At 41.3% G+C, this 26,537-nt stretch carries 30 protein-coding genes; 3 read left to right on the forward strand and 27 right to left on the reverse strand.

Annotated elements, in window-relative coordinates:
- Positions 1 to 221: 221 nt before the first annotated feature.
- Positions 222 to 1,481 (reverse strand): NRAMP family divalent metal transporter, encoded by a 1,260-nt coding sequence (locus tag BUA79_RS04660; protein WP_073993207.1) that lies wholly within the window; start codon positions 1,479 to 1,481, stop codon positions 222 to 224.
- Positions 1,482 to 1,679: 198 nt separating this feature from the next.
- Between BUA79_RS04660 and BUA79_RS04665 the strand changes: the two genes are divergently transcribed.
- The gene (locus BUA79_RS04665) at positions 1,680 to 2,993 is read left to right on the forward strand and encodes a ferredoxin reductase family protein (protein ID WP_073993208.1); all 1,314 of its coding nucleotides are present in this window, start codon (positions 1,680 to 1,682) and stop codon (positions 2,991 to 2,993) included.
- Between the two features lie 54 nt (positions 2,994 to 3,047).
- Here the strand turns inward: BUA79_RS04665 and BUA79_RS04670 are convergent, their stop codons facing one another.
- From BUA79_RS04670 to BUA79_RS04715, 11 genes are all read right to left on the reverse strand, one after another.
- Positions 3,048 to 3,398, reverse strand: a complete 351-nt coding sequence (locus BUA79_RS04670; protein ID WP_073993209.1) for a thioredoxin family protein — start codon at positions 3,396 to 3,398, stop codon at positions 3,048 to 3,050.
- 51 nt (positions 3,399 to 3,449) lie between these two features.
- Positions 3,450 to 4,211: a DUF2703 domain-containing protein gene (locus tag BUA79_RS04675; protein ID WP_073993210.1), complete on the reverse strand. Its 762-nt coding sequence runs from the start codon at positions 4,209 to 4,211 to the stop codon at positions 3,450 to 3,452.
- 37 nt (positions 4,212 to 4,248) lie between these two features.
- On the reverse strand, positions 4,249 to 5,253 hold the full coding sequence (locus BUA79_RS04680) for a permease (RefSeq protein WP_073993211.1): 1,005 nt from the start codon (positions 5,251 to 5,253) through the stop codon (positions 4,249 to 4,251).
- Between the two features lie 25 nt (positions 5,254 to 5,278).
- Positions 5,279 to 5,626 carry an ArsR/SmtB family transcription factor gene (locus BUA79_RS04685; protein ID WP_073993212.1) on the reverse strand — a complete coding sequence of 116 codons (348 nt, stop codon included), beginning with the start codon at positions 5,624 to 5,626 and terminating at the stop codon, positions 5,279 to 5,281.
- A gap of 216 nt (positions 5,627 to 5,842) precedes the next feature.
- Complete coding sequence (locus tag BUA79_RS12970; protein WP_143147874.1) at positions 5,843 to 5,989, reverse strand: lmo0937 family membrane protein; 147 nt, start codon at positions 5,987 to 5,989, stop codon at positions 5,843 to 5,845.
- Positions 5,990 to 6,008: 19 nt separating this feature from the next.
- Positions 6,009 to 6,893 (reverse strand): VOC family protein, encoded by an 885-nt coding sequence (locus BUA79_RS04690; RefSeq protein ID WP_073993213.1) that lies wholly within the window; start codon positions 6,891 to 6,893, stop codon positions 6,009 to 6,011.
- A 90-nt stretch (positions 6,894 to 6,983) separates the two neighbouring features.
- A complete protein-coding gene (locus tag BUA79_RS04695; RefSeq protein ID WP_073993214.1) occupies positions 6,984 to 7,559 on the reverse strand; it encodes a superoxide dismutase in 576 nt (191 codons plus the stop codon).
- 413 nt (positions 7,560 to 7,972) lie between these two features.
- Positions 7,973 to 8,452 (reverse strand): 23S rRNA (pseudouridine(1915)-N(3))-methyltransferase RlmH, encoded by a 480-nt coding sequence (gene rlmH, locus BUA79_RS04700; RefSeq protein WP_073993215.1) that lies wholly within the window; start codon positions 8,450 to 8,452, stop codon positions 7,973 to 7,975.
- Positions 8,453 to 8,483: 31 nt separating this feature from the next.
- Positions 8,484 to 9,926 carry a chitobiase/beta-hexosaminidase C-terminal domain-containing protein gene (locus tag BUA79_RS04705; protein WP_073993216.1) on the reverse strand — a complete coding sequence of 481 codons (1,443 nt, stop codon included), beginning with the start codon at positions 9,924 to 9,926 and terminating at the stop codon, positions 8,484 to 8,486.
- A gap of 145 nt (positions 9,927 to 10,071) precedes the next feature.
- A complete protein-coding gene (locus tag BUA79_RS04710; RefSeq protein ID WP_073993217.1) occupies positions 10,072 to 10,626 on the reverse strand; it encodes a hemerythrin domain-containing protein in 555 nt (184 codons plus the stop codon).
- Positions 10,626 to 11,075 carry a hypothetical protein gene (locus BUA79_RS04715; protein ID WP_073993218.1) on the reverse strand — a complete coding sequence of 150 codons (450 nt, stop codon included), beginning with the start codon at positions 11,073 to 11,075 and terminating at the stop codon, positions 10,626 to 10,628. The genes BUA79_RS04710 and BUA79_RS04715 overlap by 1 nt, the downstream gene beginning before the upstream one ends.
- A 286-nt stretch (positions 11,076 to 11,361) precedes the next feature.
- Here BUA79_RS04715 and BUA79_RS04720 point away from each other — a divergent pair, with 286 nt between their 5' ends.
- Positions 11,362 to 11,550: a DUF1858 domain-containing protein gene (locus tag BUA79_RS04720; protein WP_073993219.1), complete on the forward strand. Its 189-nt coding sequence runs from the start codon at positions 11,362 to 11,364 to the stop codon at positions 11,548 to 11,550.
- 49 nt (positions 11,551 to 11,599) lie between these two features.
- Here BUA79_RS04720 and BUA79_RS04725 read toward each other — a convergent pair whose 3' ends face one another.
- From BUA79_RS04725 to BUA79_RS04770, 10 genes are all read right to left on the reverse strand, one after another.
- Positions 11,600 to 12,526 (reverse strand): tRNA modification radical SAM protein MnmL/YtqA, encoded by a 927-nt coding sequence (locus BUA79_RS04725; protein WP_073993220.1) that lies wholly within the window; start codon positions 12,524 to 12,526, stop codon positions 11,600 to 11,602.
- Positions 12,519 to 12,704, reverse strand: coding sequence for a hypothetical protein (locus BUA79_RS04730; RefSeq protein WP_073993221.1), 186 nt, complete (start codon positions 12,702 to 12,704; stop codon positions 12,519 to 12,521). The genes BUA79_RS04725 and BUA79_RS04730 overlap by 8 nt, the downstream gene beginning before the upstream one ends.
- A 17-nt stretch (positions 12,705 to 12,721) precedes the next feature.
- Entirely contained in the window at positions 12,722 to 13,276 is a 555-nt protein-coding gene (locus BUA79_RS04735; RefSeq protein WP_073993222.1) for a M48 family metallopeptidase, read from the reverse strand.
- Positions 13,273 to 13,614, reverse strand: a complete 342-nt coding sequence (locus BUA79_RS04740) for an arsenate reductase family protein (protein ID WP_073993223.1) — start codon at positions 13,612 to 13,614, stop codon at positions 13,273 to 13,275. The genes BUA79_RS04735 and BUA79_RS04740 overlap by 4 nt, the downstream gene beginning before the upstream one ends.
- 9 nt (positions 13,615 to 13,623) lie before the next feature.
- The gene (locus BUA79_RS04745; protein ID WP_073993224.1) at positions 13,624 to 13,992 is read right to left on the reverse strand and encodes a VOC family protein; all 369 of its coding nucleotides are present in this window, start codon (positions 13,990 to 13,992) and stop codon (positions 13,624 to 13,626) included.
- Between the two features lie 122 nt (positions 13,993 to 14,114).
- Complete coding sequence (locus BUA79_RS04750; RefSeq protein WP_073993225.1) at positions 14,115 to 15,392, reverse strand: redoxin domain-containing protein; 1,278 nt, start codon at positions 15,390 to 15,392, stop codon at positions 14,115 to 14,117.
- Positions 15,393 to 15,439: 47 nt separating this feature from the next.
- On the reverse strand, positions 15,440 to 15,760 hold the full coding sequence (locus BUA79_RS04755) for a rhodanese-like domain-containing protein (protein WP_073993226.1): 321 nt from the start codon (positions 15,758 to 15,760) through the stop codon (positions 15,440 to 15,442).
- Between the two features lie 76 nt (positions 15,761 to 15,836).
- Positions 15,837 to 16,967, reverse strand: a complete 1,131-nt coding sequence (locus BUA79_RS04760; RefSeq protein ID WP_073993227.1) for a DUF4317 domain-containing protein — start codon at positions 16,965 to 16,967, stop codon at positions 15,837 to 15,839.
- A 119-nt stretch (positions 16,968 to 17,086) separates the two neighbouring features.
- Positions 17,087 to 17,413: a hypothetical protein gene (locus BUA79_RS04765; RefSeq protein ID WP_073993228.1), complete on the reverse strand. Its 327-nt coding sequence runs from the start codon at positions 17,411 to 17,413 to the stop codon at positions 17,087 to 17,089.
- A gap of 201 nt (positions 17,414 to 17,614) precedes the next feature.
- Complete coding sequence (locus tag BUA79_RS04770; RefSeq protein ID WP_073993229.1) at positions 17,615 to 18,409, reverse strand: putative ABC transporter permease; 795 nt, start codon at positions 18,407 to 18,409, stop codon at positions 17,615 to 17,617.
- Between the two features lie 148 nt (positions 18,410 to 18,557).
- Between BUA79_RS04770 and BUA79_RS04775 the strand changes: the two genes are divergently transcribed.
- Positions 18,558 to 20,102, forward strand: coding sequence for a PucR family transcriptional regulator (locus tag BUA79_RS04775; protein WP_073993230.1), 1,545 nt, complete (start codon positions 18,558 to 18,560; stop codon positions 20,100 to 20,102).
- A gap of 73 nt (positions 20,103 to 20,175) precedes the next feature.
- Here BUA79_RS04775 and BUA79_RS04780 read toward each other — a convergent pair whose 3' ends face one another.
- The 5 genes from BUA79_RS04780 to BUA79_RS04800 all read right to left on the reverse strand — a co-directional run bounded on the left by BUA79_RS04780 (position 20,176) and on the right by BUA79_RS04800 (position 26,536).
- A complete protein-coding gene (locus tag BUA79_RS04780; protein ID WP_073993231.1) occupies positions 20,176 to 21,147 on the reverse strand; it encodes a uroporphyrinogen decarboxylase family protein in 972 nt (323 codons plus the stop codon).
- Positions 21,148 to 21,676: 529 nt separating this feature from the next.
- Positions 21,677 to 22,405, reverse strand: a complete 729-nt coding sequence (locus BUA79_RS04785; protein ID WP_073993232.1) for a YebC/PmpR family DNA-binding transcriptional regulator — start codon at positions 22,403 to 22,405, stop codon at positions 21,677 to 21,679.
- Between the two features lie 2 nt (positions 22,406 to 22,407).
- A complete protein-coding gene (locus tag BUA79_RS04790; protein ID WP_073993233.1) occupies positions 22,408 to 23,781 on the reverse strand; it encodes a hemolysin family protein in 1,374 nt (457 codons plus the stop codon).
- A gap of 65 nt (positions 23,782 to 23,846) precedes the next feature.
- Positions 23,847 to 25,052, reverse strand: a complete 1,206-nt coding sequence (gene alr / locus BUA79_RS04795; protein WP_073993282.1) for an alanine racemase — start codon at positions 25,050 to 25,052, stop codon at positions 23,847 to 23,849.
- Positions 25,053 to 25,066: 14 nt separating this feature from the next.
- Positions 25,067 to 26,536 (reverse strand): NAD(P)H-hydrate dehydratase, encoded by a 1,470-nt coding sequence (locus tag BUA79_RS04800; RefSeq protein ID WP_073993234.1) that lies wholly within the window; start codon positions 26,534 to 26,536, stop codon positions 25,067 to 25,069.
- Position 26,537: the final 1 nt, after the last annotated feature.

A 26,537-nucleotide genomic window follows, 5' to 3' on the forward strand; every position in this document is an offset into this window, starting at 1 on the left:
TTGTTCCTTTCAAGACAGAAAAAGGGTCGGTTCACGGTGCCAGCCCTTTTTCTGTGTGGATTTTCATGATGAGTGGCCCCCTGATAAATTGGCAACGTCCTGATGTATCCATGTATGACAAAACAGAAAAGCCCCTGCATTACCGCAAGGGCTAATTTTATTATTTTGCATTCGACAAACTTTATACCATCTTTATCTTTTAGATAGCCGGGGCTGCACTATTATAAATTAAACAGCAACAGGATTCCGGCCGCCGTCATAACAGCTGTCGCGATAATGCTGACCGTATTGCTCAGCCATTTGTTTGTATAGTACCCCATAACGGTTTTATTATTCGCAATAAGCAGTATCAAGATCATGAGAGGTGGGGCCATCAGGCCGTTGACCGCTGCGGCATAATATAGTGCCTTCATCGGATCGATCCCTATGAAGTTGATGGCGAGACCGATAATAGTAGCAATCGTAATTACCCCATAGAATCCATGGGCTTCTTTCAGCTTTTTCCCAAGACCTGTTTTCCAGCCAAGTGTCTCAGAAATCGCATATGATGATGAACCTGCAAGAACCGGCACCCCCAGAAGTCCCGTCCCGATAATTCCAATGGCAAACAGCAGGTAAGCAAAATCACCAGCCAACGGCCTGAGAGCCTGGGCTGCATCTGTTGCTGTATTTATAGAGGTGATTCCTTCTTTATGCAGGGTTCCTGCCGTTGTGATGACGATCATGAAAGCAGTCAGAGCAGTAAAAACCATGCCGATTATGGTATCTATCCGCATGTCGTTTATATCCAGGTGACTGATCCCCGGCCTTCCGCTCCCAATGGCCTTTATTTTATATTCGACGATTTCCTTTTCTACCTCTTCATCTGCCTGCCAAAAAAACAGATAGGGCGAAATAGTGGTACCCAGAAACGCGACTATATTAAGAATTAAATCTTTAGAAAAATGCTCACTTGGTAAAAAAGTACCATGGAGAATGCCCCCCAAATCCTGCTTTACGACTACCGCTGTAGCAAAATAAGCGAAAAGTGAAAATGTGAGAATTATCAGCACCTTCGAATAAATACGGTAATCCAGAAATATTTCGAGGGTAAGTGTCAATGCGGTCATAATCAATATCCAGAAAACGAAAGGCAGTCCAAAAACCAGCTGAGCCACAGCGGCCATTGCGCCCAAGTCAGCCCCGATATTTACCGTATTCGCAATGAAGAGCAGCACTATCGCGGAATAACTAATCCCTTTTGGATAATTTTCCCTCATGACTCCAGTTAGACCTTTTCCAGTCACTACGCCAATCCGGCCGCACATCTCCTGGATTGCTATCGCAAAGATACACGAAATTGGGGACAGCCATAACAGACCGTAGCCAAACTTCGCTCCAGTCTGAGAATATGTCCCTATTCCCGAAGGATCGTCATCCGAAGCTCCTGTAATAATACCAGGGCCTAACTTTCTTAAGAATGCTTTGATTTTTTTAATCATCACACTACTCTCCTCATACAAATTGTACACCCTTTTTCAAAGACAATCAATACGGCCAAGTCCTTGTCTGCGCACTTCCGACTTTCGGACACCCACTTTCCACCAGTGAATCCAATTGTTATTCTTAAAACAGTTTGATATAATAGCAGAAAAGTAACTATATTATATTACGTGACCGAAAGAAGGAGGCATCATGACATGAAAAAATATAGCGGAATCATACTCATATTAATTACAGTTTTTTCAACATCTTTCTTTTGGTATTTTGCCTCCACGACCAGCCAGATTTCCACTTTTCGACAGTATTCCCAACTGTTAGCTTCCCTCGCACTGTTGGCCTTCGCATGGATCAGCTTCATATCCAGCCGCCTCCGATTGGTGGACAGCATCTTCAACGGTCTTGATAAGGCCTATGTTTTCCATAAATTTCTCGCTATTGCCGCAGTTGTTCTAATCTGGTTGCACAAGTTCATGCTTAACCCGAATATTTTGGAGGAAGATAGCATATCCGCGACATCCTCCGCCACTTCTTATACACCTGGCATCACAAACGGAACAGACTCCCTGGCCGGTTTAGGCAGGGAGCTTGGCCCATTAAGCTTATATGTGTTTTCTGCGCTGGTTATATTTTTCTTAATCAGTTTTATGCTTGAATATGAAACATGGAAATTATTACATAAAGTAATGATTATCCCTTATGTTTTCGGTATCGTTCATTATTATCTGGATGCTGATTATCAGGTCTTTTCATTTGGTTCCTACAGTCTCTGGATGAACCTTATAAATATACTCGGCATCGTATTCTCTCTATACAGCATTTTCTTCTACGAAATCACTTCATTTAAATATCGCTATAAAATCAGTGCTATTGAAGAAGTGGCAAACGGAATAATTGAAATCTCTGCCAAATCTATGGGAAGAGAAATGAAATACAGGGCAGGACAATTTGCTTTTGTGAAAATTGAAGGTAAGCGAAAGATTCTTCCTTCACACCCGTTTAGTATGTCTGCATCCTATAAGCCAGATGAGATACAGTTCTCTATCAAAGGAGCCGGCGATCATACTAATAACTTGAAAAAACAAATGAAAATTGGCGACGTTCTGGCCGTTTCCGGCCCGCATGGAAAGTTCGATTATTTGAATACCGCCAAAAATCAGATTTGGATAGCCGGAGGCATCGGCATAACACCATTTCGGGCCTTTTTACAGTCCGCTGTCCCGGAATCCTATTCTGTCGATTTATTCTATTCATATAACTGCGAACAAGATGGAGCATATATCAAAGAGTTGATTGACCTAAGTACAAGGAATAATGTGAGACTTCATCTCATCGACTACTCAAAGGACGGATATTTACAAAAGAGTAACTTTGAAAACACACTGGATAAAGCCATACAATATGATTTGTATTTCTGCGGTCCAGTTGCCATGAGAAAAAAAATCCTCGAAGATATAAAGCTTTCCAATATTAGACTCAAAAATATCCATTATGAGTATTTCAAGTTCAAATAACATACGTTTCATTAAAAAAATCCAGGATCGACATAATGTCTTCCTGGACTTTTTCTATCTTGCTTTCTGTAATATTTTGACAACCTCATCAACTTTAAGAACCTTGCCATAAGAAACCACCTTGCCATCAATCACAAGAGCAGGAGTCGTCATCACGCCATACGCCGCAATTTGCGAAAAATCAGTTATGTGGTCAACTGCAGGGTCCATTCCCAGCTGTTTTAATGCTTCCTTTGTTGCAGCCTCAAGCTGGTTACATTTTGCACAACCACTTCCAAGTATTTTTACTGATGCTCCTTGCGCATCTTGATTCTCAACTTTAGTCGAGCCTTCAGGATTGCAGTTGCCGCCGCTGCAGCAAGATGTTGTTTCTTCTTCTTTCTTCTTCTTTCCAAACAATGCCATAATTTTAATCTCCTTTATATGTTTTATATAATTCACGTTTTTTCCTTAAGGTTAGCAGCAGTTACCACCACAAGAGCATGCCTGATTTTTCTTCCCCTCAAAGAATGTCTTCAAGTTTTCTGGAAGCTCATATTCTCCATTATCGCAACCGCTTTCGGTTTGTCCAAATACCATTTGCAGGATTGCTTCTGCAAGCATTTTTTTCGGCGCCACCTCATAGGTTTCTCCCTCGTATTCAAACACACGGCAGTCAACATCCGTCCCGCTGATTTCACCGCAACATCCGCAATTGTTCTCGGCGACGGATTGACACACATCCCTTCCATTCACCCGTATTGTGGGAGAAGAAAGAAACTGATACTGTCTAGCCAATTCTTCGGTTTTCATTTCAATATTATTATATTCCACTTCATAACCTGCAATATTTAAAGCAGGAGTAAGAACCATCATCACTTCAACCAAAACATTGTCCGTTCCTATACACCGGTCACAAGTCTGTAAATCCAAATATAAATATTCCACTAAGATTTTCTTGTCTGACGTCCCATTGCTGCCACATGAACAGCCGGTTTCAGCCGATGCAATATCTCCCTTGGGCGGCACCCATCCTGTATCCTCCCCTACATAAGTAATCGCACCAACAGGACAGCGATCGCCACAACCATGACAATGGTCGGTACATTCTTCAGTATACTTTACACTCGGTGAGGGTGCTTTTGAGGTATCATAAACTCCATGAGGACATTTTTCAATACAAATACAGCATTCCACACATTTAATATAATCAATAACCGGGTACCATTTCAGAGCCATTTTTTCAACCTCTTTCTTTACAAGATTATTATTAAGTCTAAGTAAACAAGTAGCCAAGAGCATTAAAGGAATACCCGATGATAATGATCCCAATTGTTACAATGCAAAAAAATACGGCCAGCAGCCTGGTTTTTACGACTTTTTTCAGCATAATCATAGACGGAAGAGAAAGTGCCGTGACCCCCATCATAAAGGATAGTACAGTTCCAAGGCCCACCCCCTTAGATACCAAGGCTTCCGCAATTGGAAGAGTTCCAAATATATCTGCGTACATCGGAACACCAACCAATGTTGCAACTATTACTGAATACCATTTATCCTGGCCAATCACCGCCGTGATTATACTTTCAGGTATCCAGTTATGAATGGCCGCACCGATACCGACACCAATAAGTATATAAAGCCATACTTTTTTAACGATGTCCTTTACTTGGTTTTTTCCAAAATTCATCCTGTCTCTTCTTGTCATTGATTCTTCTTCAATCGATGTCATCTGATTGCTGTAGACAAAAGGCTCCACATAAGCCTCTAATTTTGCTTTGCTTATTATCGTACCGCCGACAACCGCAAGTATCAGCCCGACCACCACATAAGCAATCGCAATTTTCCAATTAAATATACTTGCCAATAGCAGAACGGACGCCAGGTCGACCAGGGGAGAGGATATCAGGAAGGAAAATGTCACGCCTATCGGAAGCCCTGCATTAGTAAACCCAATGAAAAGGGGGATAGAAGAGCAAGAGCAGAACGGTGTTATTGTTCCAAGTAAAGCTCCAAGTATATTTGCCGTAATACCACTGTATCTTCCGAGTATTTTTTTCGTCCTCTCTGGAGGAAAAAAGCTTTGAACATATGAAATGATAAATATGAGTACCGATAGTAATATGAAAATCTTTACCACATCATAAATGAAAAAGTGAAGGCTTCCGCCAAGCCTTTCTGAGACATTCAGGCCAAACACATTTTCCACCAATAGCTTTACTAAATCCGACAACCACATCATTTTTAATAACTGGTCATTTAAAAACTCAAATATAAACATGATTTTCAACTCCTTTTTTATCTAATCATTGATTAGGGCAACACTGATTTAAATACATTTCTTTATCATTAAGCCTTTTCTTGTCGACAATGAGTTTTGGGTAATGCTCCATATTATCAATGATATTTTTCAAAGCATCTGTAAGTATTTTGTTGTCCCATTTCAATGTGTAGAACACAAATTTTTCCTTTCTTTCATCATCCACTAAATTCAGATCCCTCAATTTGGAAAGGTTCTGTGAAATCCTGGGCTGAGGAATACCCAAGATACCGCTGAGTTCACAAACACATAGTTCCTCCTGATAAAGAAGCACCAGCATCCTTAGTCTGTTTTCATCAGATAAAATCTTGAATATATTCGTTAATTGATTCATTCCCACTTCCCCCAATCAAGTAATTCAGTCTTCTAATATTTTAATATGCGCATATGTTAATATGTTTTATCTTACATCCCCATATTGTGTCTGTCAATCTTTTTTGATACTTTTTTAGAATCATATATTAATCGCTACCTTATGCAAAAAACAGACAAACACTGGAACTACAATTCCACTTGTGCTTGTCTGTTAAGGCGTCCGGACAAATTTCAATTATAAAATTTTTTTACCTTGAATCAACCTCACTATTATCAGAATCAATGCAATTACCAAAAGAATGTGAATTAACGGTCCTAAAATTCCAGCTATAAAACCAAGCAGCCACAAAATAATCAGTACAGCTATAATCGTCCACAACATATTAATCACTCTTCCTCATCTATGGTGTTAAATGCGACTTCCTCAGAGCCTCCAAGTCAAGTTTTTTCATTTTCAGTAATGCCTCGGTCACTCTTCGCACTTCATCTTCTGATCCTTCAAACAGGATTTCGTCGAGGTTTGAAGGCACAATCTGCCAGGAAACCCCAAATTTATCCCTAACCCATCCGCACTGCTCTGCTTCGGAAACAGCTGAAAGCTTTTCCCAAAAGTAGTCAATCTCCTTTTGGTCCCTGCAGTTAATGATTAATGAGAAAGCTTCGTTGAAAGTGTAATCCACATCATATCCATTATCCATGGCAGAAAAAGATACACCGTCAAGCTTGAAAGCAGCATAATTCACTTTAGCCTTAGCCGACTTTGCTTCCCGTTCGGCGTATCTGCTTATCATTCCTATTTCCGAGTTTTTAAATACCTCTGCATAGTACCTTACAGCTTCCTCAGCTTTCCCACAGGAATCCTTTGAAAATAGAAGATTTGGGGTTATTTTCTGAACTTCCTGTCCTTCATCTACAAGCATCAATTGCCAGGACAAACCGTAACGGTCCTGAATCCAGCCGTATCTTTTGTTGAATGGGTATTCTCCGAGGGCCATCAGCTCTGTTCCACCCTCAGATAGCATCTTCCATTTTTTGTTTACCTCCTCTTCGGTACTGCAGGCGACCATAAACGATATGGATGGATTGAACTTGAAATAAGGACCAGCGCTGATTGCCACAAACTCCTGACCGGCCAGTTCAAATCTCACAATCTCCGAATCTCCAGATGGAGTATTCTTTATAATTTTAACCGTATCAAGTCTTGACTGTTCAAACATGCTGATATAGAACAGGGCTGCTTCCCTGGCATCCTTGTCATACCATAAATGCGGCACTATTTTCTGCATATTGATTTTCTCCTTCCCCAATCCATCGTAACGAAACAGAAATTGCTCCCACATAAGCAAGAGCAATTACAAATTCGGCAGGTCCTGATTTTACAAATTTTCAGCAACGAAATCCCAGTTAACAATACTCCAGAACTTTTCAACATATGATGGGCGTGCGTTCCGATAATCAATATAATATGCATGCTCCCATACGTCACAGGTCAAAAGTGGTTTTTTCCCAGCAGTCTTTGGATTTCCAGCATTGCTTGTACTCACGATTTCCAGCTTGCCATTTTGATCTTCTACAAGCCAAGCCCAGCCGGACCCAAAGGTCCCAACGGCTGTTTGAGTGAATTTTTCTTTGAAAGCTGTAAAAGAGCCAAAGTTTTGATTTATGGTTTCGGCCAGTTTCCCCTGAGGTTCCTTGCCCCCATCCGGTGAAAGGCATTTCCAGTAAAAAGTATGATTAAATACCTGGGCTGCATTATTAAAGATTCCACCCTCTGCTTTTAAAATGATGTCTTCTAATGACATATTTTCAAATTCAGTACCGGCAATCAGCTTGTTCAAATTGGTTACATAGGCCTGGTGATGTTTTCCATAATGATATTCCAATGTTTCTTTTGATATAGTTGGCTCCAATGCATCCATACTATAAGGCAACGATGGCAACTTATGTTCCATTTTTTCTTCCTCCTCTTCATACCTGCTTAGGATATTCCCATTTCTTTTGACTAATAAAAATCGTATCCAGTCAAGTACATTATACACCTGTTTTTTCAATCAAATCAATTGATTTTAGTCTTTTGCTTCGTATTCTCCCAAAACGACTGATGATATGAGTCACTTGCCCTCCACTTTTTTAACTTCCATAATTTTCTTTCATGCTTTTTTCCAGGTCAGCAGGAGGAGCAAGGAGCGAGACCTGCTAAAGTTTACTGCCAAAGCCCTCCACCAAGGTAATAACAGCATTTTTGTCATTCTCATTGGAGTTAGTGACTTGAGTCCCCTTATCTGAGCAGTTGGTTTATATCTACAATAATACTCTTTAAATACAGCAAGAAGGGCATTGTGATACCATAATAAAAAAACCGCACCTACTTATGGTACGGTTCTCCGTTTATGATTCTGAAGCTTCTGTAAATCTGTTCCAGCAGAATGACGCGCATCAGCTGGTGGGGGAATGTCATCCTGGAAAAGCTCAGTTTTAAGTCTGCAATTCTGGAGATATTTTCATGCAATCCGATAGAACCCCCTATTATGAAAGTTATATGGCTTATGCCGTCTACTCCAAGCCCTTCCACATGTCGGGCCAGCTCCTCCGAGCTGAATTGCTTTCCATCGATCTCCAATGTGATTACATAGGAGCCTTCCTTGACATTTTTAAGAATTCTTTCGGCTTCCCTGGATTTTACGATTTCTTCCTGTCCCTGCGAAGCATTCTCAAGAACTTTCTCATCCGGTGTTTCAATTATCTCCAGCTTACAGTATCTACCGAGCCGCTTAGAATACTCATCGATTGCCATGCTGAGGTACTTTTCCTTGATTTTTCCAACTGTTAAAATCGTGATTTTCATTCAGGCTGCCTTTCGTGTCAGGGATGGTTTTTTATCCGGCCAGGCTGACTTTTCCAGATGGTTTCACTGTCACATTTTTAATCTCGCCCGTCAGATTATTGACCCCGTAATATTTAATGTTGTCGTCCTTCACTGCCTTGAAAATATAATATTCATCATTCTTCAGAATTGTTGTGCTCAGATGCTCACATTTGTAGCCATCACCCAGATAAGCGACCAGAAGGTCCATTGCTTCTGTCAGATCAATTGTTGGAGAAATCTTTAAATCATAAATATTGGTAACAACGGGACTGATAACACCTTTTTCACTTATTGCAATTGCCTGAAAAACATTATTGCCCCTCAACATTTTGATTGGTCCGGTATATGGGGATGAATTTGCGTCCGGTGTACTTCCATCATATGTATAATAAATCTTTGCTCCCTCTGGTGCAGATATAGAAATGGAAGTATCTTGAGAATACGTTCCGGAAGCAGGGGTAATCACAGGCGCTGATAATGTGGTCAGCTGGATGGAGTATTCGAACACGGTCACTTTGCTGAATAAACCGCTCTCACTCATAGTTACAGCTTTAATTATCGTCTGTCCATCTGTCTTTATGCTGATTGGCCCCGTATATGCTGTTGATGCGGAAGAAGGTTCCGTTCCATCCACTGTATAATAAATAACATTATCCCCTTCTGAAATCAATTCAATATCGATAAGTTTATTATATACGCCCGGTTTTAGGCCGGCAGAGGGTGGGATCACTCCATATGAGCTGATTGCTTTGTAGATTTTTTCATCTTCAATTCCGTTGATGAAGTCCTGAGCTTTTGCGTACATTTCATTATCCGAATAAAGGCTAACCAGCGAGATATAATACGCTTCGTCCCCAGGGTTCAAATCAATCATTTCCAGATAAAGTTTCTCAAGCTCCTGAAATTTATCGCCCATCGCTTCATATACAGAAATCAGGCCTTCGTTCACCTTTATAGTATCCGTTTCCGAAACTGCAAGCTCCTTAGCTGCAAGGAGTTCAGTCAGGGATTTACTGTAGGCTTTCTCCCCATAGAGTTCCATACCCGTACTGTAGCGATATTCAAACGTGTTTTTGCTGTTCTCCTTTAAAATATTCACGGAAATGATAACAATGGCAATTATGATTGCAGCAGCAATCACGGAAATTATAACCAGTTTCTTTTTATTTGGAATCTTGCTGTGTTTTATTTCTGTTTCAACTTCCGGGTTCGATGTATGGTCGACCGGTTCCTCTCCCTCGTCATATACTTTTTCTATGCCTAGATTGTCCATTTTATTTAATTCTTCTATATTTTCGTTTATCTCAAAGTCATTACTCAATACTCTTCCGATATTATCGGCAAGTTCTGCCTCTATAATATTGAAATCGGGAGCTATATGTAAAGGCGAACCGCATTTTTTACAAAAAGCCTGATTGTTTCTGCTGGGTTCACCACATCTACTGCATTTCATGGATTTTCTCCTCACAATTCTTGTTTTTCAATCAACAATATACCATATTTGAGGTGTAACCGCAACTTAATAGACAAGACATCTGCTGACAGCAAAAAAACAGGATGTCCTATACCTTTTGGTAGCAGACATCCTGAATAATTTTCTATTTATATATGACTTCCAGCCTGTCCAGCATTGCAAGATAATGCTGCTGAATTCCTTTGGCTGTTGCTTCTGCCTCAAACTCTTCAACCTGTGCATTCATGTGTTCCAGAACTTCAGGTGATAGCTCCTTTTCTGCGAAGGTATAGACCACTTCATTTTCTTTGCCGATATGGCGGATCATCTGGTTTGCGAAACCAACGGCATTAGCGATGACATCCAGTTTTGCCTCATCTTCTCCTTTTTCTACTCGTTCGAGGGCATTCTTTAAATCCATTATAAACAGCCGATTCCATCCGTGCTCAACCAGCATTCCATGCGTGACGAGGTTCTCGCCCAGCTTGCCCAGATTATCTACCATACAGGTGAAAAGGAATTCCTCTTCTTTGCCATGATGATGCGCATCCGCATAATATTTCGCAAAGCTGATCATATCCTTAAAATCATCCTGGTTGATTTCTTCACCTTTTAAAATTCTGTAGGATGCTTTGCGCATTATCTCCAGCATCCTTAATATATTATCATGTTCTTCCACCATAAGCTGTATACTGTTCATTATTTCCTCCTGATTCTGCTGGTCGCTTCGTCTATTTTTTCATATAACAGGTTGGTATCATACAGACAGCCCTGAATGAATTCATCCCTTAACTGATAGTAAATCTCTACCTTTCCTCCGACTTTTTCCCAATACTGCGAATGAACACATGATACCCGTTTCCAAGTAACACTTTCTTCTCCCGTTTCAAGCACCTGATTTGAATGGTCACACGGCATCCCGTCTAGAAGGCTGTCACTGATTGTTTTATAGGCTAAGGAAGCATTTATAGCGGAAATGGAACCCTTGAGGCTTTTACCTGCTTTCATGAAGACATCTGTAAGATTATCAATGAACTTCGGTTCTACGGATAATAATTCCGTAATTCCATAGGCAAGCTTGAACTCGGATCTGGCGACCTGTTCCTGAAGCCAGCCATGGATATTGTTTGCATCGATTACTTGATCCAAGGGTCTGTTCTCCGACAGGCCGAATTTCGTTTCAAGAATGCTCTGTAAATCCGGCTTGATGTCTTCTCCTTCCTTGAGTATATCTTCGATAATCTTATCTTGAATTTGAATTTTATTATACAGTCAGTAATGAATTGGTCCCAAAAAAGCGCTCATTTTCTTTCCTCCTGATTTCTTTATGCTCTTATCATACATTTAAGAAGCATGAATGTGCGTTGCGCGCGCAACATCCATTTTATGATTTTATGTTACATTTATTGTATAAAAAAATATAGGAGGATTTAAAATGCAGAACGTTACAAAAGGAATGCTCATAGGTGAGATTTTAAGAATGAATGAGGATTATGCTCCGATACTGATGGAGTTCGGCATGCATTGTTTGGGATGTCCATCTTCACAGATGGAAACATTGGAGGAAGCCTGCCTTGTTCATGGTATAGACGCTGATTCACTGATACTAAGACTCAATAAATAATATGAAAACAACGCAGCGCCGACCGTGACCGGTTGGTGCTGCGTTGTTTTCAACAGGATATAGACTGTATGCCCTGTCTGACATCTTTCTCACGAAGCTGCTTATTAATCGAGTTCAAAACTTTCTTTTTATCCAGGCTCCACATCGGGGCAACAACCAGGTTGCGCGGTCCATCACCGGTTATCCTGTGGACGACCACTCCGGCCGGAAGGTGTTCAATGCACTGAAGCAGGATATCCATGTATTCCTCCAGTTTTAAAACCTCAAATTTCCCCAATTTATATTCGCCTGCCAGGTCCGTATCCCGAATTACATGTAAAAGCTGAAGCTTAATCCCATCCACGCCTGCCCTTCCCACATAGTCAATGGTCTCAAGCATATCCTGAGAGTCTTCTCCCGGCAGTCCGAGAATAACATGAACTATCACTTTGATTCCCAAACCCTTCAGTTTCCTTACTGCCTCGTCAAAACAGGGAAGCTCGTATCCCCGGCGGATATATTGGGATGTTTTAGCATGAATGCTTTGAAGCCCCAGTTCTACCCATACGGGTTTGATCTGGTTGATTTTCCCCAAAAGTTCCATGACCTCTTCACCCAGACAATCCGGCCTTGTAGATATGGAAAGGATTACTATATCCTCATGCTCAACAGCTTCCCTGTAGATTTTTTCCAGATAGGGAACCGGAGCATATGTATTCGTGAAATTTTGAAAATAAGCAATGTACCTGCTGCCTGTCATTTTATTTCTTATCTTTTTTTTCGCAGCCTCAATCTGCCCTGTAATACTGAGGTCTGGAGATTCGGCAAATTCACCGGACCCCCCTTGGCTGCAGAAAATACACCCGCCAGTGCCAATGGTACCATCCCGGTTCGGACAGGTCATGCTGCCGCTCAAGGCCAGTTTATATATTTTTTCTCCATATTCTTCCTGCAAATAGTCATTCAGGGAATAATAATGTTTTTGAATTCTATTCATGATCTTTTTTAAAAAATGCCAAGACAAAATTAACGATGCCCAGAATTGCAAATATGATCAATCCGACCAGGTATTCCGTTTCCATCCCCTTATCCAATATAATCCCTAAAATGGCCAGGACAAAGGCCAGGCACACGACAAAAGCTATATGGTTTTTTCTGCTTTTAACTTTCAACATAATTCCTCCACTCTGTATCAAATAACACGTCTTAATAAAGCCTTTCGCTCTTTCCAGTCTGGCATGTGCCCTTCAACGAAATCATAGAACTGCCTTGAATGGTTTGGATGCAGAAAATGTGCAAATTCATGTAAAACCACATATTCAATGCATTCTATAGGAGCTTCCAGCAGCTTATTATTCAGAATAATCATTCCCTTATAAGGATGGCAGCTTCCCCATCGTGAGGTCATCTTCCTGGTTTTGATTATAGGATATGCAAGACTGTACGGTTTGAAAATATTATAGACTTCCTTACATATGTCCTCTAAAGTCTGCTTTGGATGAGCGGGTACATTCACCGGGTTATTCAACCTTTCCTTCTGCCTTGTGATTGCATTTTCGATATATTGTCCTTTTGAATTTACAAATTCATCAATATAACCCGAAGGAATCCTGTTCCCGGCAGATACGACTATCTCTCCATTCCCTTTAATACGCAGGTTTATATTTTTGACTTTTTTACGGTATAATTTATAAGCCAGTTCCGTCCCGTTCCACTGAACAGCTCTCTCTTCACACTCTTTTTTCATTGCCAGTTCTTCCAGATTTCCGGTTTATAGCCAACCGTTGCCAGTCTCCCATTTCGGACTACCGGAGTCTTAATCAGGCGGGTATTTTCAAGAACTTTTTCATCCCTATCTTCTTCGGCAAGATATTTTATCAGTGCCAGAAGGTCCCTGTCTTTACAGTTTTCATCAATCATATCTTCCAGCCCGCCTACCGCCTGTTTTACACTGTTAAATTCCCCGCGGCTCATTCCCTTTTCAATGACATCTATAAATTGGACCTTAATCCCGCGTTCTTTAAAATACCTCTCCGCTTTTTTGCTTTCGAAGCATTTTGATTTTCCAAATATCTGAATATTCAAGATTTACTCCTATCTCTCCGGGATAACCTCCAGCCAGTAACCGTCGGGATCCTGGATGAAATAAATACCCATTTGTTCGTTTTCAAAGCAAATACAGCCCATTTTCTCGTGAAGGGCATGGGCACTCTTGAAATCTGGTGTAGTGAATGCAAGATGAAATTCGCAATCCCCCAGATCATATGGTCTTTCTCTGTCTTTCAGCCAGGTAAGTTCCAGTTCAAAATCTGTGGTTTCATTTCCAAGATACACGATTATGAAAGAGCCGTCCTCCGGCGCTATTCTTCGCTTCTCAACAAGTCCCAAGGCTTCATGATAAAACTGCAGGGATTTCTCCAGATTTAACACATTATAGTTTTCATGTACCATTTGAAATTTCATGACATATCCCCCCTATTTCTGTAATTAACCGTTATATTCTATCACATCCAACAGAAAAGTTCCATTCATCTAATTTTAATGATGACAAAATACAACCCTCTTTTCTTCAAAGAGGGTTGGGCTTAATTTGCAGCATCCATTGTCTGCTGTATCACGCTTTTCATAATTTCTTTTGTCATCATGCCCGGTACATATCCTGCAACATTGCCCTGCTTATCAATCATGAATGTAGTTGGAAATGCTGAAATAGAATAATCCGCTGACACTTCTCCCGTTTCGTCGAACACCACTGGAAATGTGTACCCGGCATCAGCCAGAAATTCCACTACTTCTCCCTTTGTGACATCCTGATTGTTTGGATACTGCTGACTTCTTGGATTTGCCACCCCGAGAATTATTATATCATCCCGGTTCAGATTAAATTCCTCATATAACGCCTGTATGTCGGGCATTTCCTGTTTGCAAGGCGGACACCAGGTCGCCCAGAAATTCAGGAACACTATTTTGCCTTTATAATCTGAGAGAGTGTGGGTATTGCCATACTGATCCGTGAGTGTAAAATCAAAAGCCGGAATCGCGTTACTGGCGCTCTTCGAATCCCCAACGGTCGATTCGCTCTCCGTTTGTCCTGTAGGATTCGTTTCTCCCGTGTCTGTGACCTCTGTCGTTGTTACCTGATTCAAATAGCCTGACACCCCGTTCATCCAGCCTGTAAAGGTCATAATTCCCATCAGAATCAGTATGAGCCCTCCCGCTTTAATGGTATATTTCAATGCTTTTTTCTTGTTCCTGAGAAAACCAAGCGCCTGTGTGGTAAATAATCCCAACAGAATAAACGGAATCAGAAATCCAGCTGCATATACCGTAACCAGTAAATTCCCCGTAAGCCTGGAAGATGCTCCCGATGCCATAATCAGCACGGAAGAAAGAGCCGGCCCAACGCAGGGGGTCCATGCAAAACTGAATGTAAATCCCATAACCAGTGCGATAAGAGGATTCACTTTCCTGCTGCCCAGATTAAGGTGGAATTTTCTATCCTTCTGCATGAATTTAAAATCAAAAAAACCAATCTGGAACAAACCAAGCAGTACAATGATAATTCCTCCGACTCTGGTGAAAAGTATCTGTCTGCTGTTGAAGAAATTCCCCAAAGCCGTAAACGACATGCCCAGGATAAAAAACGCAATGGATATCCCCAGTACAAAAAACAAAGTGTGCCATATCATCTTCTTCCTGTTATATGTGACAATTCCATTCTCTGACATCTCTTTGGTGTTTCCCGCGAGATAACTCATATACACGGGAATTAACGGCAAAACACACGGTGAAAAGAAAGAAAATACCCCTTCAATAAATACAAGCAGAAAACTTATATTTCCCGATGCGATTCCTTCGAACATGTTACCTTCCTTTCCTGTACATCAGGCATCCAGCTTCATCTCTGTATCTATTTTCTTTTTGTACCCACATAACTTCCAAATCCACCAGCTACATTTATAACTTTGTAGCCCTCTTTTGAAAGTGCCCGGACCGTTCTGGCGCTCCGGGCGCCCGACTGGCACATAATGTAATATGTCTTATCCTTTAATAGATATTTTCCAGGGTTGTTCTGCAGCTGTCCCATGGGAATGTTTTTTGCAGTCAGAATGGTTCCGCCCCTGAGCTCTCCCGGTTCCCGTATATCAATTAATTCAATTTTTCCGATCAATCCATCAATATCATTGACATGTATAACCTCAGTATCACTTTTTTTCAAAAAATCAAACATAAATTTATCCTCCTTGATTTGCCGCTTTCTATTTGTTTAAATTATATCAATTCTGGATTTTATATCTGTGACTTTGTCACATCTGGATTGTCTTCACATTGATTCCGTTAACCTCGACCTGATCGCTGACTGCTATTACAATACACTTACGTCCATCCACCATTTTTGTCTCCACTAGATCCAGCCTGTCCGGATTAACCTTGATGACAACATCCGCCGTCTTTACTTCAAATGTCCTTGTATTAATTAAATTGGAGGCCTGCAGTGTTTTATTTCCGCCTGCTTTTTCTTCAAAACTGTCATCAAAACCTGCCAGTTTATCCTGTGAAACACCGCTTTCCGTCAACAGAGTTTTTACCTCTGCCTTATTCAGCGTGGCCGGCTCCGGCATATCCTTATTTTCTTCAATAATTTCACTGATTTTTTCATGGATATTTCGGATTACATCATATTCGCAATCGTCTCCCAGAGTTTCCTCCAGCAATTCCTGAAATGCCTGTTTTTGAATCCCTGCGGAAAGGGGAACCTCACAGCCAAACATCTGGCCTACAAACTCATCCTTCAGCTCGTCGGAATCTTTCGAATAATATAAAACAGAATGAATATCCGTGGAGCGGTCATTATATGCCGGAAAAAGAAATCCGTTTAAGGGCGTACCTACAACCCAGTCCTGGATTCTTCCCTGGAACAGTTTTGTATCCGGGTTATAACTCAATCCCGGCTTGGAAAGATTCACCGGACAAATGGAACAAAGTACATGGCTGTACACCTCATCTGAAGCATCTTCCAACATAATCCTGTCGCTGGATTTACCCGGGATATCATAATTGCCATACACCAGAAGGATAAGATAATTTCCGACATAATCATAGATTTGAATCATTCTTTCAAAGAATTCGTCGATCATCGCCTCATCTTTCAGTTCACTGTTTCTTAATCTCAAAAGAAAATCCTGCGTTCCTCCTTCAAATTCCTCTTTCATTGGAAAATCCAGATTCAAGAGGTTTTTTCCTATGGTTCCGGACAATGTTTTTTTCAATATTTCAAAGTATTTAAAGGTCTCCTCTTCGGGCAGGCATAAAAAGGTCTCTTGAAGCTTTGTTTTTATTTCTTTTTCGCCATCGACATAACAGCCGCATATCTTAGTGATTGAACTGTTCGTGTGTGTAAATTGTTTTTTGATTTCCGCTATTTCGCTCTTTGTCATCTTATGTCCTCTTTTTCCTGTTATTCAATAAAGCCGGAAGGAAAGTCAAAACCAAAACTTGTCCTTCCAAGCACAAATTAAAAGCCAGCATCTGCAGACGCCGGCTTTTTTGTTAAAACCTAAATATCGTTCTTTTCCCATTCAGCCTTGAACCTTTCAAGTTCATCTTCCATTACCGGAATGAAGGTTCCGGTCGCACCGCACTGGAGGCAGATGTCATTCTTGAAGCCCTGGTCCGTACATTTTTCTGCGACTTCCTGGACACACCCATAATTGCCGCACTTAGAGCACCTGAAAATAGGATTTTTACAGATATGTTCTTTCTTGATACCTTTACAGGTTGCAACATGGGCCTTTTCCTCTTCTGTCATCTCAAGATGAGGTTTGATGTTCAGCCTTACACCTCCACGATGCCATAATTGGTTATTTGGAAATACTTCAGGCATAAAAAATCACTTCCTTTCCCTCTTGCAAGAAAATTCTGCCAGTAACTTGTTAATGGGTCTGCATGACGTCTGTAGTCTTTACTTATGCGTTAATTGTAACACAATTATTCTGTAAGTACAATCCTGCGCATCCAAAGTATTTGAGATCCGATTACGGTGTTGCATTGCCATTTCCATGAAAACACTGCTTTGGACCAGCCGCTACGCCTCCCCCTTTTTTTCGGATTCTTCCTCTTTTTCCCTTTCAAAAAGGAGCCCCAGGTTTTTCTTAAGCTGCTTCAGTTCAGACATGTATTTCCTGGATGACATTTTAGGAAAGGCTTTCATAAGTCTCTTTTTCCCAAAAAAATCCCGTCTGATGAGTTTTTCCCTCTGTTCCTTTATCTCTTCTGCTTTTACCACCATCTTCATGCTCTCAGAATATAGAAACTCACCTATGTCATCTGAAATATCATGAAACTTTCCTGCAATCCGGTTAAGCTCGGCCAGCTGCCTGTTAAGCCTCAGCACTGTCTGAACAGTCGCCAGAATGTCGATCAGCAATATACTGTATAAAACGATAAGTACGGCATACACTGCCTTATTCGGCAGGATTTCAATCAGTCGGACAAGACCCGGATGAACTATCTTAATCATGAACAGACAGGCAAATCCCCAGAATAGAGAAAACTTAATACAGATATATCCCAGGAAATTAAATGGTTCATCTGAATAATCCCACCATCTTTCATTAAATGCCTTTTCCAATAACCATCCTGAGGCAAGCTCAACAATTGAAGTCAGCAGAACCGCGCCAAAAAACAAAAGAAGCGGATTTTCCTGAACCGGAGACAGAATCCTGACTACTGCAATCACCCCGAATCCATACACCGGACATAGAGGTCCGTTCAAAAATCCCCGGTTGACAAATTTCCCCGTATCAACAGCTGCATATACGACTTCCGTAATCCAGCCCGCAAATGCATAAAACAAAAAAAAGCACAAATACTCGTACATCTTGAGTCCTCCTGTCAGAATTCTGGAACACCCCTCCTTTCCAATTCTGGTTTTGTATTATATAATACCATTATATTGACATTTTGAGAAATAGGATTTTTTTTATTTTATGTTATAGTCAAGAAAAAATGTATGCGAGGTGTCTACAATGAAATTATCTTTGATGCTGATTCACGAGAACCTTCGGAGTCCTTCCGGAATATTAAAAGTGCCTGAACTTCCAGGACCTTTTTATGATGGCGTGCGGGTTTTACCCATGACTCCTCAGGATTTAAATGCGAATTACATTTATGTGGACCTGCATCGGGTTTCAAAACAATACAATCCGGAAACATGGGATGCGGTTGCTTTGATCAGTACGCAAAACCAGACAGCGGCCATACATTCCATCACATTTCAGGAGAATTTTTTCTCGGACGACATTCTCAATCAGATTATTGATATATTTGACAGGTTTGAGCACTGGGAAAATGCAGTCAAAGAAGCCCTGCTGGACAAAAAACCGCTTGTGGATGTATTGAATCTGTGCCGGATGGTCACACGTGAAACTGTCTACGTTACAAATCTCAGCCTGAAAATGATTGCACACACCACTCCTACCATTATGGGAGATATAAGCGCAATATGGCATTACCAGGAGAAGTACGGCTACATGCCCCTATACGTGGTCAAATCTCTGCTGGACAGCGGAGAGCTTGATCGAATAAATTCATTTAAAAACGCCTTTTCTTTTCCTACCAAGGCTTTTAATCTTCCCTATACCTGCCGCAATATATTCTGCGACAATGTCATCAGGGCCCATATCTTCATTGTCAGCATTTACAGCCCTCCCTTACAGACGAACAAGGAAATTGCCGATGTTCTGGGTCGCTTACTTGTTGGATACATAAAGGATAATGTGGATTTTTTCTCCCTGAACGGACTTCTTCATGAGCACTTCTTCCGCGATGTAATCAGCGGAAATCTTGTGGATCATTCACTGATCCAGCAGCAGCTCAGTTCCATCAACTGGAATATAAACGGCGGCTATGCTCTGTTTGTAATGGAAAAAGAGAATAATCCTTCCGAAACGGTCCGAATTTTGAGCCATTCCATGGAAAGACACAATTTCGAATGCAAATCCTTCGAGTTCGAAGACAACCTGATTGTCGTATTCCATGTTGAAAGGGACCATTATAAATTAGGCAGAATCCAGGACTTACTGGAAGAATTTCTGCTTACGCACCATTCCAAAGGGGCCTTCAGCAAATGGTTTGCCAGCTTCAATGACATGAAGGTATACTACCACCAGGCAAAAGTCATAATCTCGTTCTGCAAAAATATCACAAATAATAAAAACCTGTTTATCGAAGAAGAGTTCGGGCTCTATGGCTTCATAAAAGCCGGACTGGAGAACCACAGCGCCATTGAGGTATGTCATCCCGGAATAATCGCACTCTATGAGCATGACAAACAGAATTCGACGGAATATCTGGAGACTCTTTTCCAGTACCTAGTTTGTGACCGTAATGTCGTGAAAGCAGCAAAAACATTGTTCATTCACCGAAATACCATGAACTACCGCATGGAAAGAATCAAATTGCTGATTGATTTCAATGAAGAAAATCCAGATATAAAGAGTTATATTCTGATGTCTATTTATATTTTAAAATATGTTTTAAAAACCCGGCACCCTGACCTGCATCTTCAATAAAAATATCCAACGCAAAAACAGCAGCCCGTATCGAAGGGGACTGCTGTTTTGTATTGGAGAAAATTAAAAGCCTTTATTTGTAGACATCTTTTCTGAAGCTGTCCAGCTCATCATTGATGATTTTCATTTGGTCCGGTCTTACCAGAACAAATGACGGAATATAGCACCCACCTTCAGCCAGTTCCGTTACTTCCTGACGTATGGAAGCCCTCAGCTGCTCTTCTGAAAGATGTCCTGCAGCTTCCAGTACATCATATTTCTGCATATCCAAAAACGTATTGTATACAACTTTATTCCCGGTGATCTTTTTCAGTTCCTTTATATCATTTATAGACATTAACTGAATGGAATCCACCTGTAAATCTTCCACGACTTCAGGCACAAGATCCTTAATCATTCCATCTGAATGAAGCTCGAATATTATCCCTTTGCTTTTGACGTGGTCGACAATGGTCTTTGTATGAGGTTTGATAAGCTTTCTCCACACTTCCGGTGAGAAGAACAGGCCTCTTTGTGTGCCCCAGTCATCATGATAGCAGATGATGTCCGGTTTATAATACTGTGCTAACTTATCCACCAATTTGCATTTGTACTCTGCAATTGCGCCAAAAAGTTCATATACTTCTTCCGGATCCGTAAGAAGTGCACAAAGCGCATTTTCAAATCCCATCAATACGTGAAGACGTTCGAACAAACCATTATGAATCATCTGATACAGAGCATTGTTTTCTCTGTCAAAAACCGGAATCCTGTCTGTTTTTGCAGCTTCTTCCCAGTCAAATGCATCCAGGTCCGGAAATTTTACAATTTCTCTCCATTCACTGACATCCTCCAGTATAAATTCCGGTCCTGGTACAGGAGCCGGATCCCCTGGCTTGAAGGTCCATTGACATCCAAACCAATCTTCTCCCCCCTGGCTTTTTGGTGGTCTTTCATAGTAGCCTGCAACTGGTACATTATTGATTATCCCCGTCCCGAATCTTGGCAGATACTCCGGCTTTTCATGATGAAACAGCTTAAGTACATTTTCTTTTTCAGATAACATATTTTATTCCTTTCCTTTCTCAACCTTGCGGTTAATATCTCCTCTGTTTATGATATCTACATTGTCGCATTTTTTTATCAAATCTTCAACTAAATCCATGCACGAATAATATTTTTGTTATTGTACACGAATGCACAATGGCTGCTACATGCACCTTCTATTTAGAAACTGGACTATCCTCCACCCGCTGGAATTTAGCAAAAAAAAGACCACCCGGCGTATATGCAATATGGCATATATGCTGGGTGGCTTTACTCGTCCCTTCGTTTGCCTTCGGCTAACTCCTGGGACTTCATAAAAATCCTAAGCAAACAGGCGATTTTACTCGTCCTTCGTTAGCCTTTGGCTAACTCCTGGGACTTCATAAAAATCCTAAGCAAACAGGCGATTTTACTCGTCCTTCGTTAGCCTTTGGCTAACTCCTGGGACTTCATAAAAATCCTAAGCAAACAGGCGATTTTACTCGTCCTTCGTTAGCCTTCGGCTAACTCCTGGGACTTCGTAAAAATGCTCTTGCAAGCAAGCATTTTTACTCGTCCCAATTATGATATACTTCCTGGACGTCGTCATCGGCATCCAGCAGGTCCATGGTTTTGTTGAAGTTTTTGATGTCTTCTTCGCTGGTAAGTTCAACGTAGGTCTGGGGAATCATGGTTACTTCGGCACTGGCTAAAGGAATTTTCTGTGTTTCCAATGCTTCTTTGACTTTTTCAAAATCTTCCGGAGCAGTTAAAATCTCATAACTGTCCTCTTCATTATTCAGATCCTCCGCTCCTGCTTCGATTGCAATCATGAGCAGTTCGTCCGGATCCATATCAAATTCTTCTTTGTCTATGATTATCATGCCTTTTTTATCAAACATAAAGGATACGCATCCTGGCGTACCAACATTGCCTCCGCCTTTTGTAAAAGCATTCCTTACATTGGCAGCCGTCCTGTTTTTGTTATCCGTCAGAGCATTTACAATGATAGCAGTGCCGCTAGGACCGTAGCCTTCGTAGGAAACATACTCATAAACCACGCTGCCCGCGTCCCCGGCTGCTTTTTTGATTCCTCTTTCAATCGTGTCATTAGGCATATTGTTTGCCTTTGCCTTAGCAATAATCTCACGTAATTTGTTGTTGTTATTTGGATCCGCGCCGCCATCTTTTACAGCTACGGCAATTTCACGGCCAATAATGGTAAAAATCTTACCTCTGGCAGCATCATTTTTTTCTTTTCTATGTTTAATGTTTGCAAACTTCGAATGTCCCGACATGTTTAAACCCTTTCTTCGCTGATTTCGTTATTTTCTGTTCCCTCTTCCGGAGAATCACCCGCCGGCGGAGTTATTTTTACTAAAGATATCATTTTGTTTTCTACGCTAATAATCTCATAATGATAACCATCCACATACAGATCATCCGGTTTATCATCTTCGGAGGGAATCCTGTCCAGTCTTGAAATAAGGAATCCATTTAATGTATCATAATCCTCCTCATTGAATTCAACCTTGAGGACATCTTCCAGGTCCTCCAAAAACATGCTTCCTTTGACCAGGTAGCTGCCATCCTCCTGATAAATAATATCTTCTTCATCGACGTCATATTCATCCAGAATATTTCCAACGATTTCCTCCAATATATCTTCCATGGCGATGAGGCCGGCAACCTGTCCGTATTCGTCCACCACAATTTCGATATGGATTTTATTGGACTGCATGTCCCTGAAGAGAACATCCAGCTTACGTGTTTCCGGAATGAAATGAGCTTTTCTTAACAATCCCGGTATCTTGGAAATTGGCATATCCCTAAAAGTTATATCCTCGTTGTATATCATGGCGTCCTTCAGGTGAAGAATGCCCAGCACATTATCTATGGCTTCCTCGTATACAGGAAATCTTGAATTTGATTCATTTAAAATGTAAGTGACTGTTTCAGACAGAGTCATATCCCCATTTATGGCAACGATATTCTTCCGGTGGGTCATTATATTTGCGGCTTCCTTATCTCCCAGCTCAAAGATATTGTTTATCATCTCCGCTTCACTGGCCAGAATCGTACCTTGTTCGTGGCCTTCATTCACCATGGACATGATTTCTTCTTCCGTGACTTCTTCCACTTCCTCATTCAGTCCCATTCCAAACATCTTTAGAATTCCTTTAGTCAGAATATTTACGACTGAAGTAATTGGAGTGAAAACCACCATCAGAAATGAAACGATATCAACCAGTGAAAAACACCAGCCTTCAGAATATCTGGACGCAAGCTTCTTAGGTATCAGAACGCCAAAAGATAACACCAGAAACAGGATTATCAAGGTCACAATTATGTAAGAAACCGGTATGACCAGCCAGTTTCCTGTCAACTCCTTCAATGCCCAGTCAGAAAGCATTCCTCCGAATTCATTCAAGACAATAATGCCTATCAAAATATCAGTAATGAAGCTTATGACCTGGATCGTACCTACAAATCTGGCAGGCTTATCAATAATTGCCTGGACTCTCTTTGCCTTTCCGCCACCCTGTCCATCGCGTTTTTCGAGGGACTGATCCGAAATATTCTGTATGGCAGATCCAAAGCCGTACAGAATCATGTTAATGATTATGCATACAATAAGTAAACCTATACTTGATAACGGGCCGCCATCATCCATTTATAACATCTTCTCCTTTAGTTGTATTCAGCTATATAAAGCAAAATATACCATTTAGTGTCTGTTTAGTCAATTTTTTTCTGGTCTTCCCAGGCGCTGATATCGTATTTATCATGAAAATAATCCTTTGTGCATACAATACGATCGTGCCTAAAGTATACCCGGGGCACCCTCTTGCCTATGTCACACACAAATTCATAATTGAATGTGCCTGCAAGCTCTGCCAGTAATTCAACGGTTATGATTTCCTCATTATCTCTTCCGATAATCGTAACCTCATCATCCTCTGCAACATCCATAATACCGGTTACATCGACCATGATCTGGTCCATGCATACGCGTCCGATTATCGGAGCCTTGCATCCCCGGATGAGGACATGGCCTTTATTGGACAGGCTTCTCGGATACCCATCCCCATAACCAATCGGAATAGTCGCAACCTTCGTTTCCTTATCTGCTATAAAAGTCGAACCATAGCTGACACCTGTTCCCGGTTCCACAGACTTCAACTGTACAATATGGCTTTTCATATAAAGCGCCGGCTTCAGCACAACCTTTTCCTTCATTACCTCATCGGAAGGATATAAGCCGTATATTGCAATTCCAGGTCTGACAGTCGTAAAATTAATATCTGAAAGATCCAGGATGCATGCGCTGTTGGAGCAATGAGTAGTTGGAATGTTTATTCCTGCTTCTTCGAGTTTAAGGATAAAAGCTTTGAATCTATCCAGCTGGCTGTTTACCGAAGTCTTATCCGATTCATCCGCTGCGGAAAAATGTGTGAATATTCCGTCGATACGAATGTTCTTCAATCTGGAAATCCCGATTATGGAATTCAGAGATTCTTCGTTATCCTTGAATCCAATCCGGCTCATACCGGTATCTAGCTTGATCTGGATTTTAGCTGCTTTATTAAGTCCTCCGGCCCGCCTGTCTATCCCATATGCTGTTTTCTCATCAAATATAGTCAGATCAATGTCGTTAAGTATTGCCTCCTCATACATGGAGTGATGTGTATGTCCCAGTATATAAACCGGTTTGTCAATTCCGTGCTCTCTGAGGCTTATCGCTTCATTAATGGTAGCAACTGCATAGGAAGCCACCAGACCGTCAATTGTTTTTGCCACCGGAATGGCTCCATGACCGTAGCCATCTGCTTTGATGACAGCTGTTATGGTCGTGTTTGGGGATATCGTCTTTTTAAGCGCCGACACATTGTCATAAACTGCATCCAGATTTATTCCCGCATATACCCTGTAGTACTTTTCTATCTCGTCCATTTTAATCAATCTCCGATTATGTCCTTCAGACCGTCAATTATGTCAGAAGCCATCAGGGCACTTTCTCCTGTTTTTTTTACTGTCCTGTCCCCTGCCAGACCGTGGATGAAAGGACCGATAGAAGACGCAATATCCGTGCCCAGTCCCATAGCCAAAAGTCCTCCGGCTATCCCGGCAAGCACATCCCCAGCTCCTGCTGTCGCCATACCTGGGTTGCCGGATAAATTTATATAAATCCTGTCTCCGGTACAGATTACAGTTCCCGAATCCTTAAGGATGCAGGATATCTTATGTTCTTCACAGTAGCCCCTGCATGTGGAAATAAGATCGTTTTTGATTTTATCTTCTTCAATGCAGGTCAGTCTGGACATTTCCCTTATATGAGGGGTGATGATAATATCACTGTGGTAGCATCCTGTCAGATGCGGAAATTGGGATATTATGTTCAGCCCATCGGCATCTATCACAGTCTTTTTTTTCGCCAGCATAACTTTTTCAATCAGTTTCATGGCATTTTCGCTGATCCCAAGACCTGGCCCTGCCACAATGGCTGATGCCCTATCTATGTACCCAGATATCTCCTCAAAATCCGGATTGGACGCATCATACGTCTTTAGGATGGCTTCCGGCAGCAATGTCTGCAGAATTTCCCGGTTTTCTTTGGGAGTCAGTATCTGAACCAGACCGGTTCCCACCCTGTATGCTGACTTGGCACAAAGAAATGCTGCACCTGCCATATTTTCAGATCCCGCAATAACCAGAAGTCTTCCATAAGAACCTTTATTGGAATTTTTTCTGCGTCTGGGTATGCTGAGAAGATCCTGTTCCTCATGTGCAAAAATATCTGCATGTCCAGTTTGCGGAAAACCGATATCTGCTACAATAACCTGTCCGGCATAATCCGGTCCTTGACTGATGACGAGACCGGTTTTCAGAATTCCGAAGGTAACCGTGATGTCCGACACAAAGCCCGCACCAAGGATTGCCCCCGTATCGCCTGAAAGGCCAGAAGGAATATCTATAGCAATTTTAACTGCATTCGATTCATTCATCCGTTCGATCGTTTCCTTATAGACACCCGTTATTTCCCTGCACAGGCCGACACCAAACAAAGCATCAACAATATAATCATAGGATTCGTACACCGGCCGTTCCGCAACCATAACTTCCAGTTTGTCAGTGACCGACTTTTGAATCTTGAACTCCTGTGTGGCTTTCAGGATATCGCCAATCACCTGAATGTCGACCCTGTAGCCCTTAAGCTTCAGCATCCTGGCCAGAGCAAGACCATCAGCTCCGTTATTTCCGGTACCGCAGACAATCAGGATATTTTCCTGTTTACTGCACATTTTTTCCATTTCGCAAAATACGCTGAATGCAGCTCTTTCCATCAATGCTATGGAAGGGATTCCGATTTCGTTGATGGCATATGAGTCAATTTCTTTCATTTTTGACCCATAAATCAGTTTCTTCATA

The organism is Parasporobacterium paucivorans DSM 15970 (assembly GCF_900141895.1).
GTDB classification, from domain to species: Bacteria; Bacillota; Clostridia; order Lachnospirales; family Lachnospiraceae; genus Parasporobacterium; species Parasporobacterium paucivorans.

What these genes read in the sequence shown, in the direction of transcription:
- BUA79_RS04695 (WP_073993214.1), bottom strand. Translation starts at nt 7,559, where the DNA reads ATGGAACATAAGTTGCCATCGTTGCCTTATAGTATGGATGCATTGGAG.
- BUA79_RS04705 (WP_073993216.1), bottom strand. Translation starts at nt 9,926, where the DNA reads ATGAAATGCAGTAGATGTGGTGAACCCAGCAGAAACAATCAGGCTTTT.
- BUA79_RS04720 (WP_073993219.1), top strand. Translation starts at nt 11,362, where the DNA reads ATGCAGAACGTTACAAAAGGAATGCTCATAGGTGAGATTTTAAGAATG.
- BUA79_RS04775 (WP_073993230.1), top strand. Translation starts at nt 18,558, where the DNA reads ATGAAATTATCTTTGATGCTGATTCACGAGAACCTTCGGAGTCCTTCC.
- BUA79_RS04750 (WP_073993225.1), bottom strand. Translation starts at nt 15,392, where the DNA reads ATGTTCGAAGGAATCGCATCGGGAAATATAAGTTTTCTGCTTGTATTT.
- BUA79_RS04685 (WP_073993212.1), bottom strand. Translation starts at nt 5,626, where the DNA reads ATGAATCAATTAACGAATATATTCAAGATTTTATCTGATGAAAACAGA.
- BUA79_RS04675 (WP_073993210.1), bottom strand. Translation starts at nt 4,211, where the DNA reads ATGGCTCTGAAATGGTACCCGGTTATTGATTATATTAAATGTGTGGAA.
- rlmH (WP_073993215.1), bottom strand. Translation starts at nt 8,452, where the DNA reads ATGAAAATCACGATTTTAACAGTTGGAAAAATCAAGGAAAAGTACCTC.
- BUA79_RS04710 (WP_073993217.1), bottom strand. Translation starts at nt 10,626, where the DNA reads ATGAACAGTATACAGCTTATGGTGGAAGAACATGATAATATATTAAGG.
- BUA79_RS12970 (WP_143147874.1), bottom strand. Translation starts at nt 5,989, where the DNA reads ATGTTGTGGACGATTATAGCTGTACTGATTATTTTGTGGCTGCTTGGT.
- BUA79_RS04755 (WP_073993226.1), bottom strand. Translation starts at nt 15,760, where the DNA reads ATGTTTGATTTTTTGAAAAAAAGTGATACTGAGGTTATACATGTCAAT.
- BUA79_RS04690 (WP_073993213.1), bottom strand. Translation starts at nt 6,893, where the DNA reads ATGCAGAAAATAGTGCCGCATTTATGGTATGACAAGGATGCCAGGGAA.
- BUA79_RS04765 (WP_073993228.1), bottom strand. Translation starts at nt 17,413, where the DNA reads ATGCCTGAAGTATTTCCAAATAACCAATTATGGCATCGTGGAGGTGTA.
- BUA79_RS04785 (WP_073993232.1), bottom strand. Translation starts at nt 22,405, where the DNA reads ATGTCGGGACATTCGAAGTTTGCAAACATTAAACATAGAAAAGAAAAA.
- BUA79_RS04770 (WP_073993229.1), bottom strand. Translation starts at nt 18,409, where the DNA reads ATGTACGAGTATTTGTGCTTTTTTTTGTTTTATGCATTTGCGGGCTGG.
- BUA79_RS04780 (WP_073993231.1), bottom strand. Translation starts at nt 21,147, where the DNA reads ATGTTATCTGAAAAAGAAAATGTACTTAAGCTGTTTCATCATGAAAAG.
- BUA79_RS04760 (WP_073993227.1), bottom strand. Translation starts at nt 16,967, where the DNA reads ATGACAAAGAGCGAAATAGCGGAAATCAAAAAACAATTTACACACACG.
- BUA79_RS04725 (WP_073993220.1), bottom strand. Translation starts at nt 12,526, where the DNA reads ATGAATAGAATTCAAAAACATTATTATTCCCTGAATGACTATTTGCAG.
- BUA79_RS04670 (WP_073993209.1), bottom strand. Translation starts at nt 3,398, where the DNA reads ATGGCATTGTTTGGAAAGAAGAAGAAAGAAGAAGAAACAACATCTTGC.
- BUA79_RS04730 (WP_073993221.1), bottom strand. Translation starts at nt 12,704, where the DNA reads ATGTTGAAAGTTAAAAGCAGAAAAAACCATATAGCTTTTGTCGTGTGC.
- BUA79_RS04735 (WP_073993222.1), bottom strand. Translation starts at nt 13,276, where the DNA reads ATGAAAAAAGAGTGTGAAGAGAGAGCTGTTCAGTGGAACGGGACGGAA.
- BUA79_RS04680 (WP_073993211.1), bottom strand. Translation starts at nt 5,253, where the DNA reads ATGTTTATATTTGAGTTTTTAAATGACCAGTTATTAAAAATGATGTGG.
- BUA79_RS04665 (WP_073993208.1), top strand. Translation starts at nt 1,680, where the DNA reads ATGAAAAAATATAGCGGAATCATACTCATATTAATTACAGTTTTTTCA.
- BUA79_RS04660 (WP_073993207.1), bottom strand. Translation starts at nt 1,481, where the DNA reads ATGATTAAAAAAATCAAAGCATTCTTAAGAAAGTTAGGCCCTGGTATT.
- BUA79_RS04790 (WP_073993233.1), bottom strand. Translation starts at nt 23,781, where the DNA reads ATGGATGATGGCGGCCCGTTATCAAGTATAGGTTTACTTATTGTATGC.
- BUA79_RS04745 (WP_073993224.1), bottom strand. Translation starts at nt 13,992, where the DNA reads ATGAAATTTCAAATGGTACATGAAAACTATAATGTGTTAAATCTGGAG.
- BUA79_RS04800 (WP_073993234.1), bottom strand. Translation starts at nt 26,536, where the DNA reads ATGAAGAAACTGATTTATGGGTCAAAAATGAAAGAAATTGACTCATAT.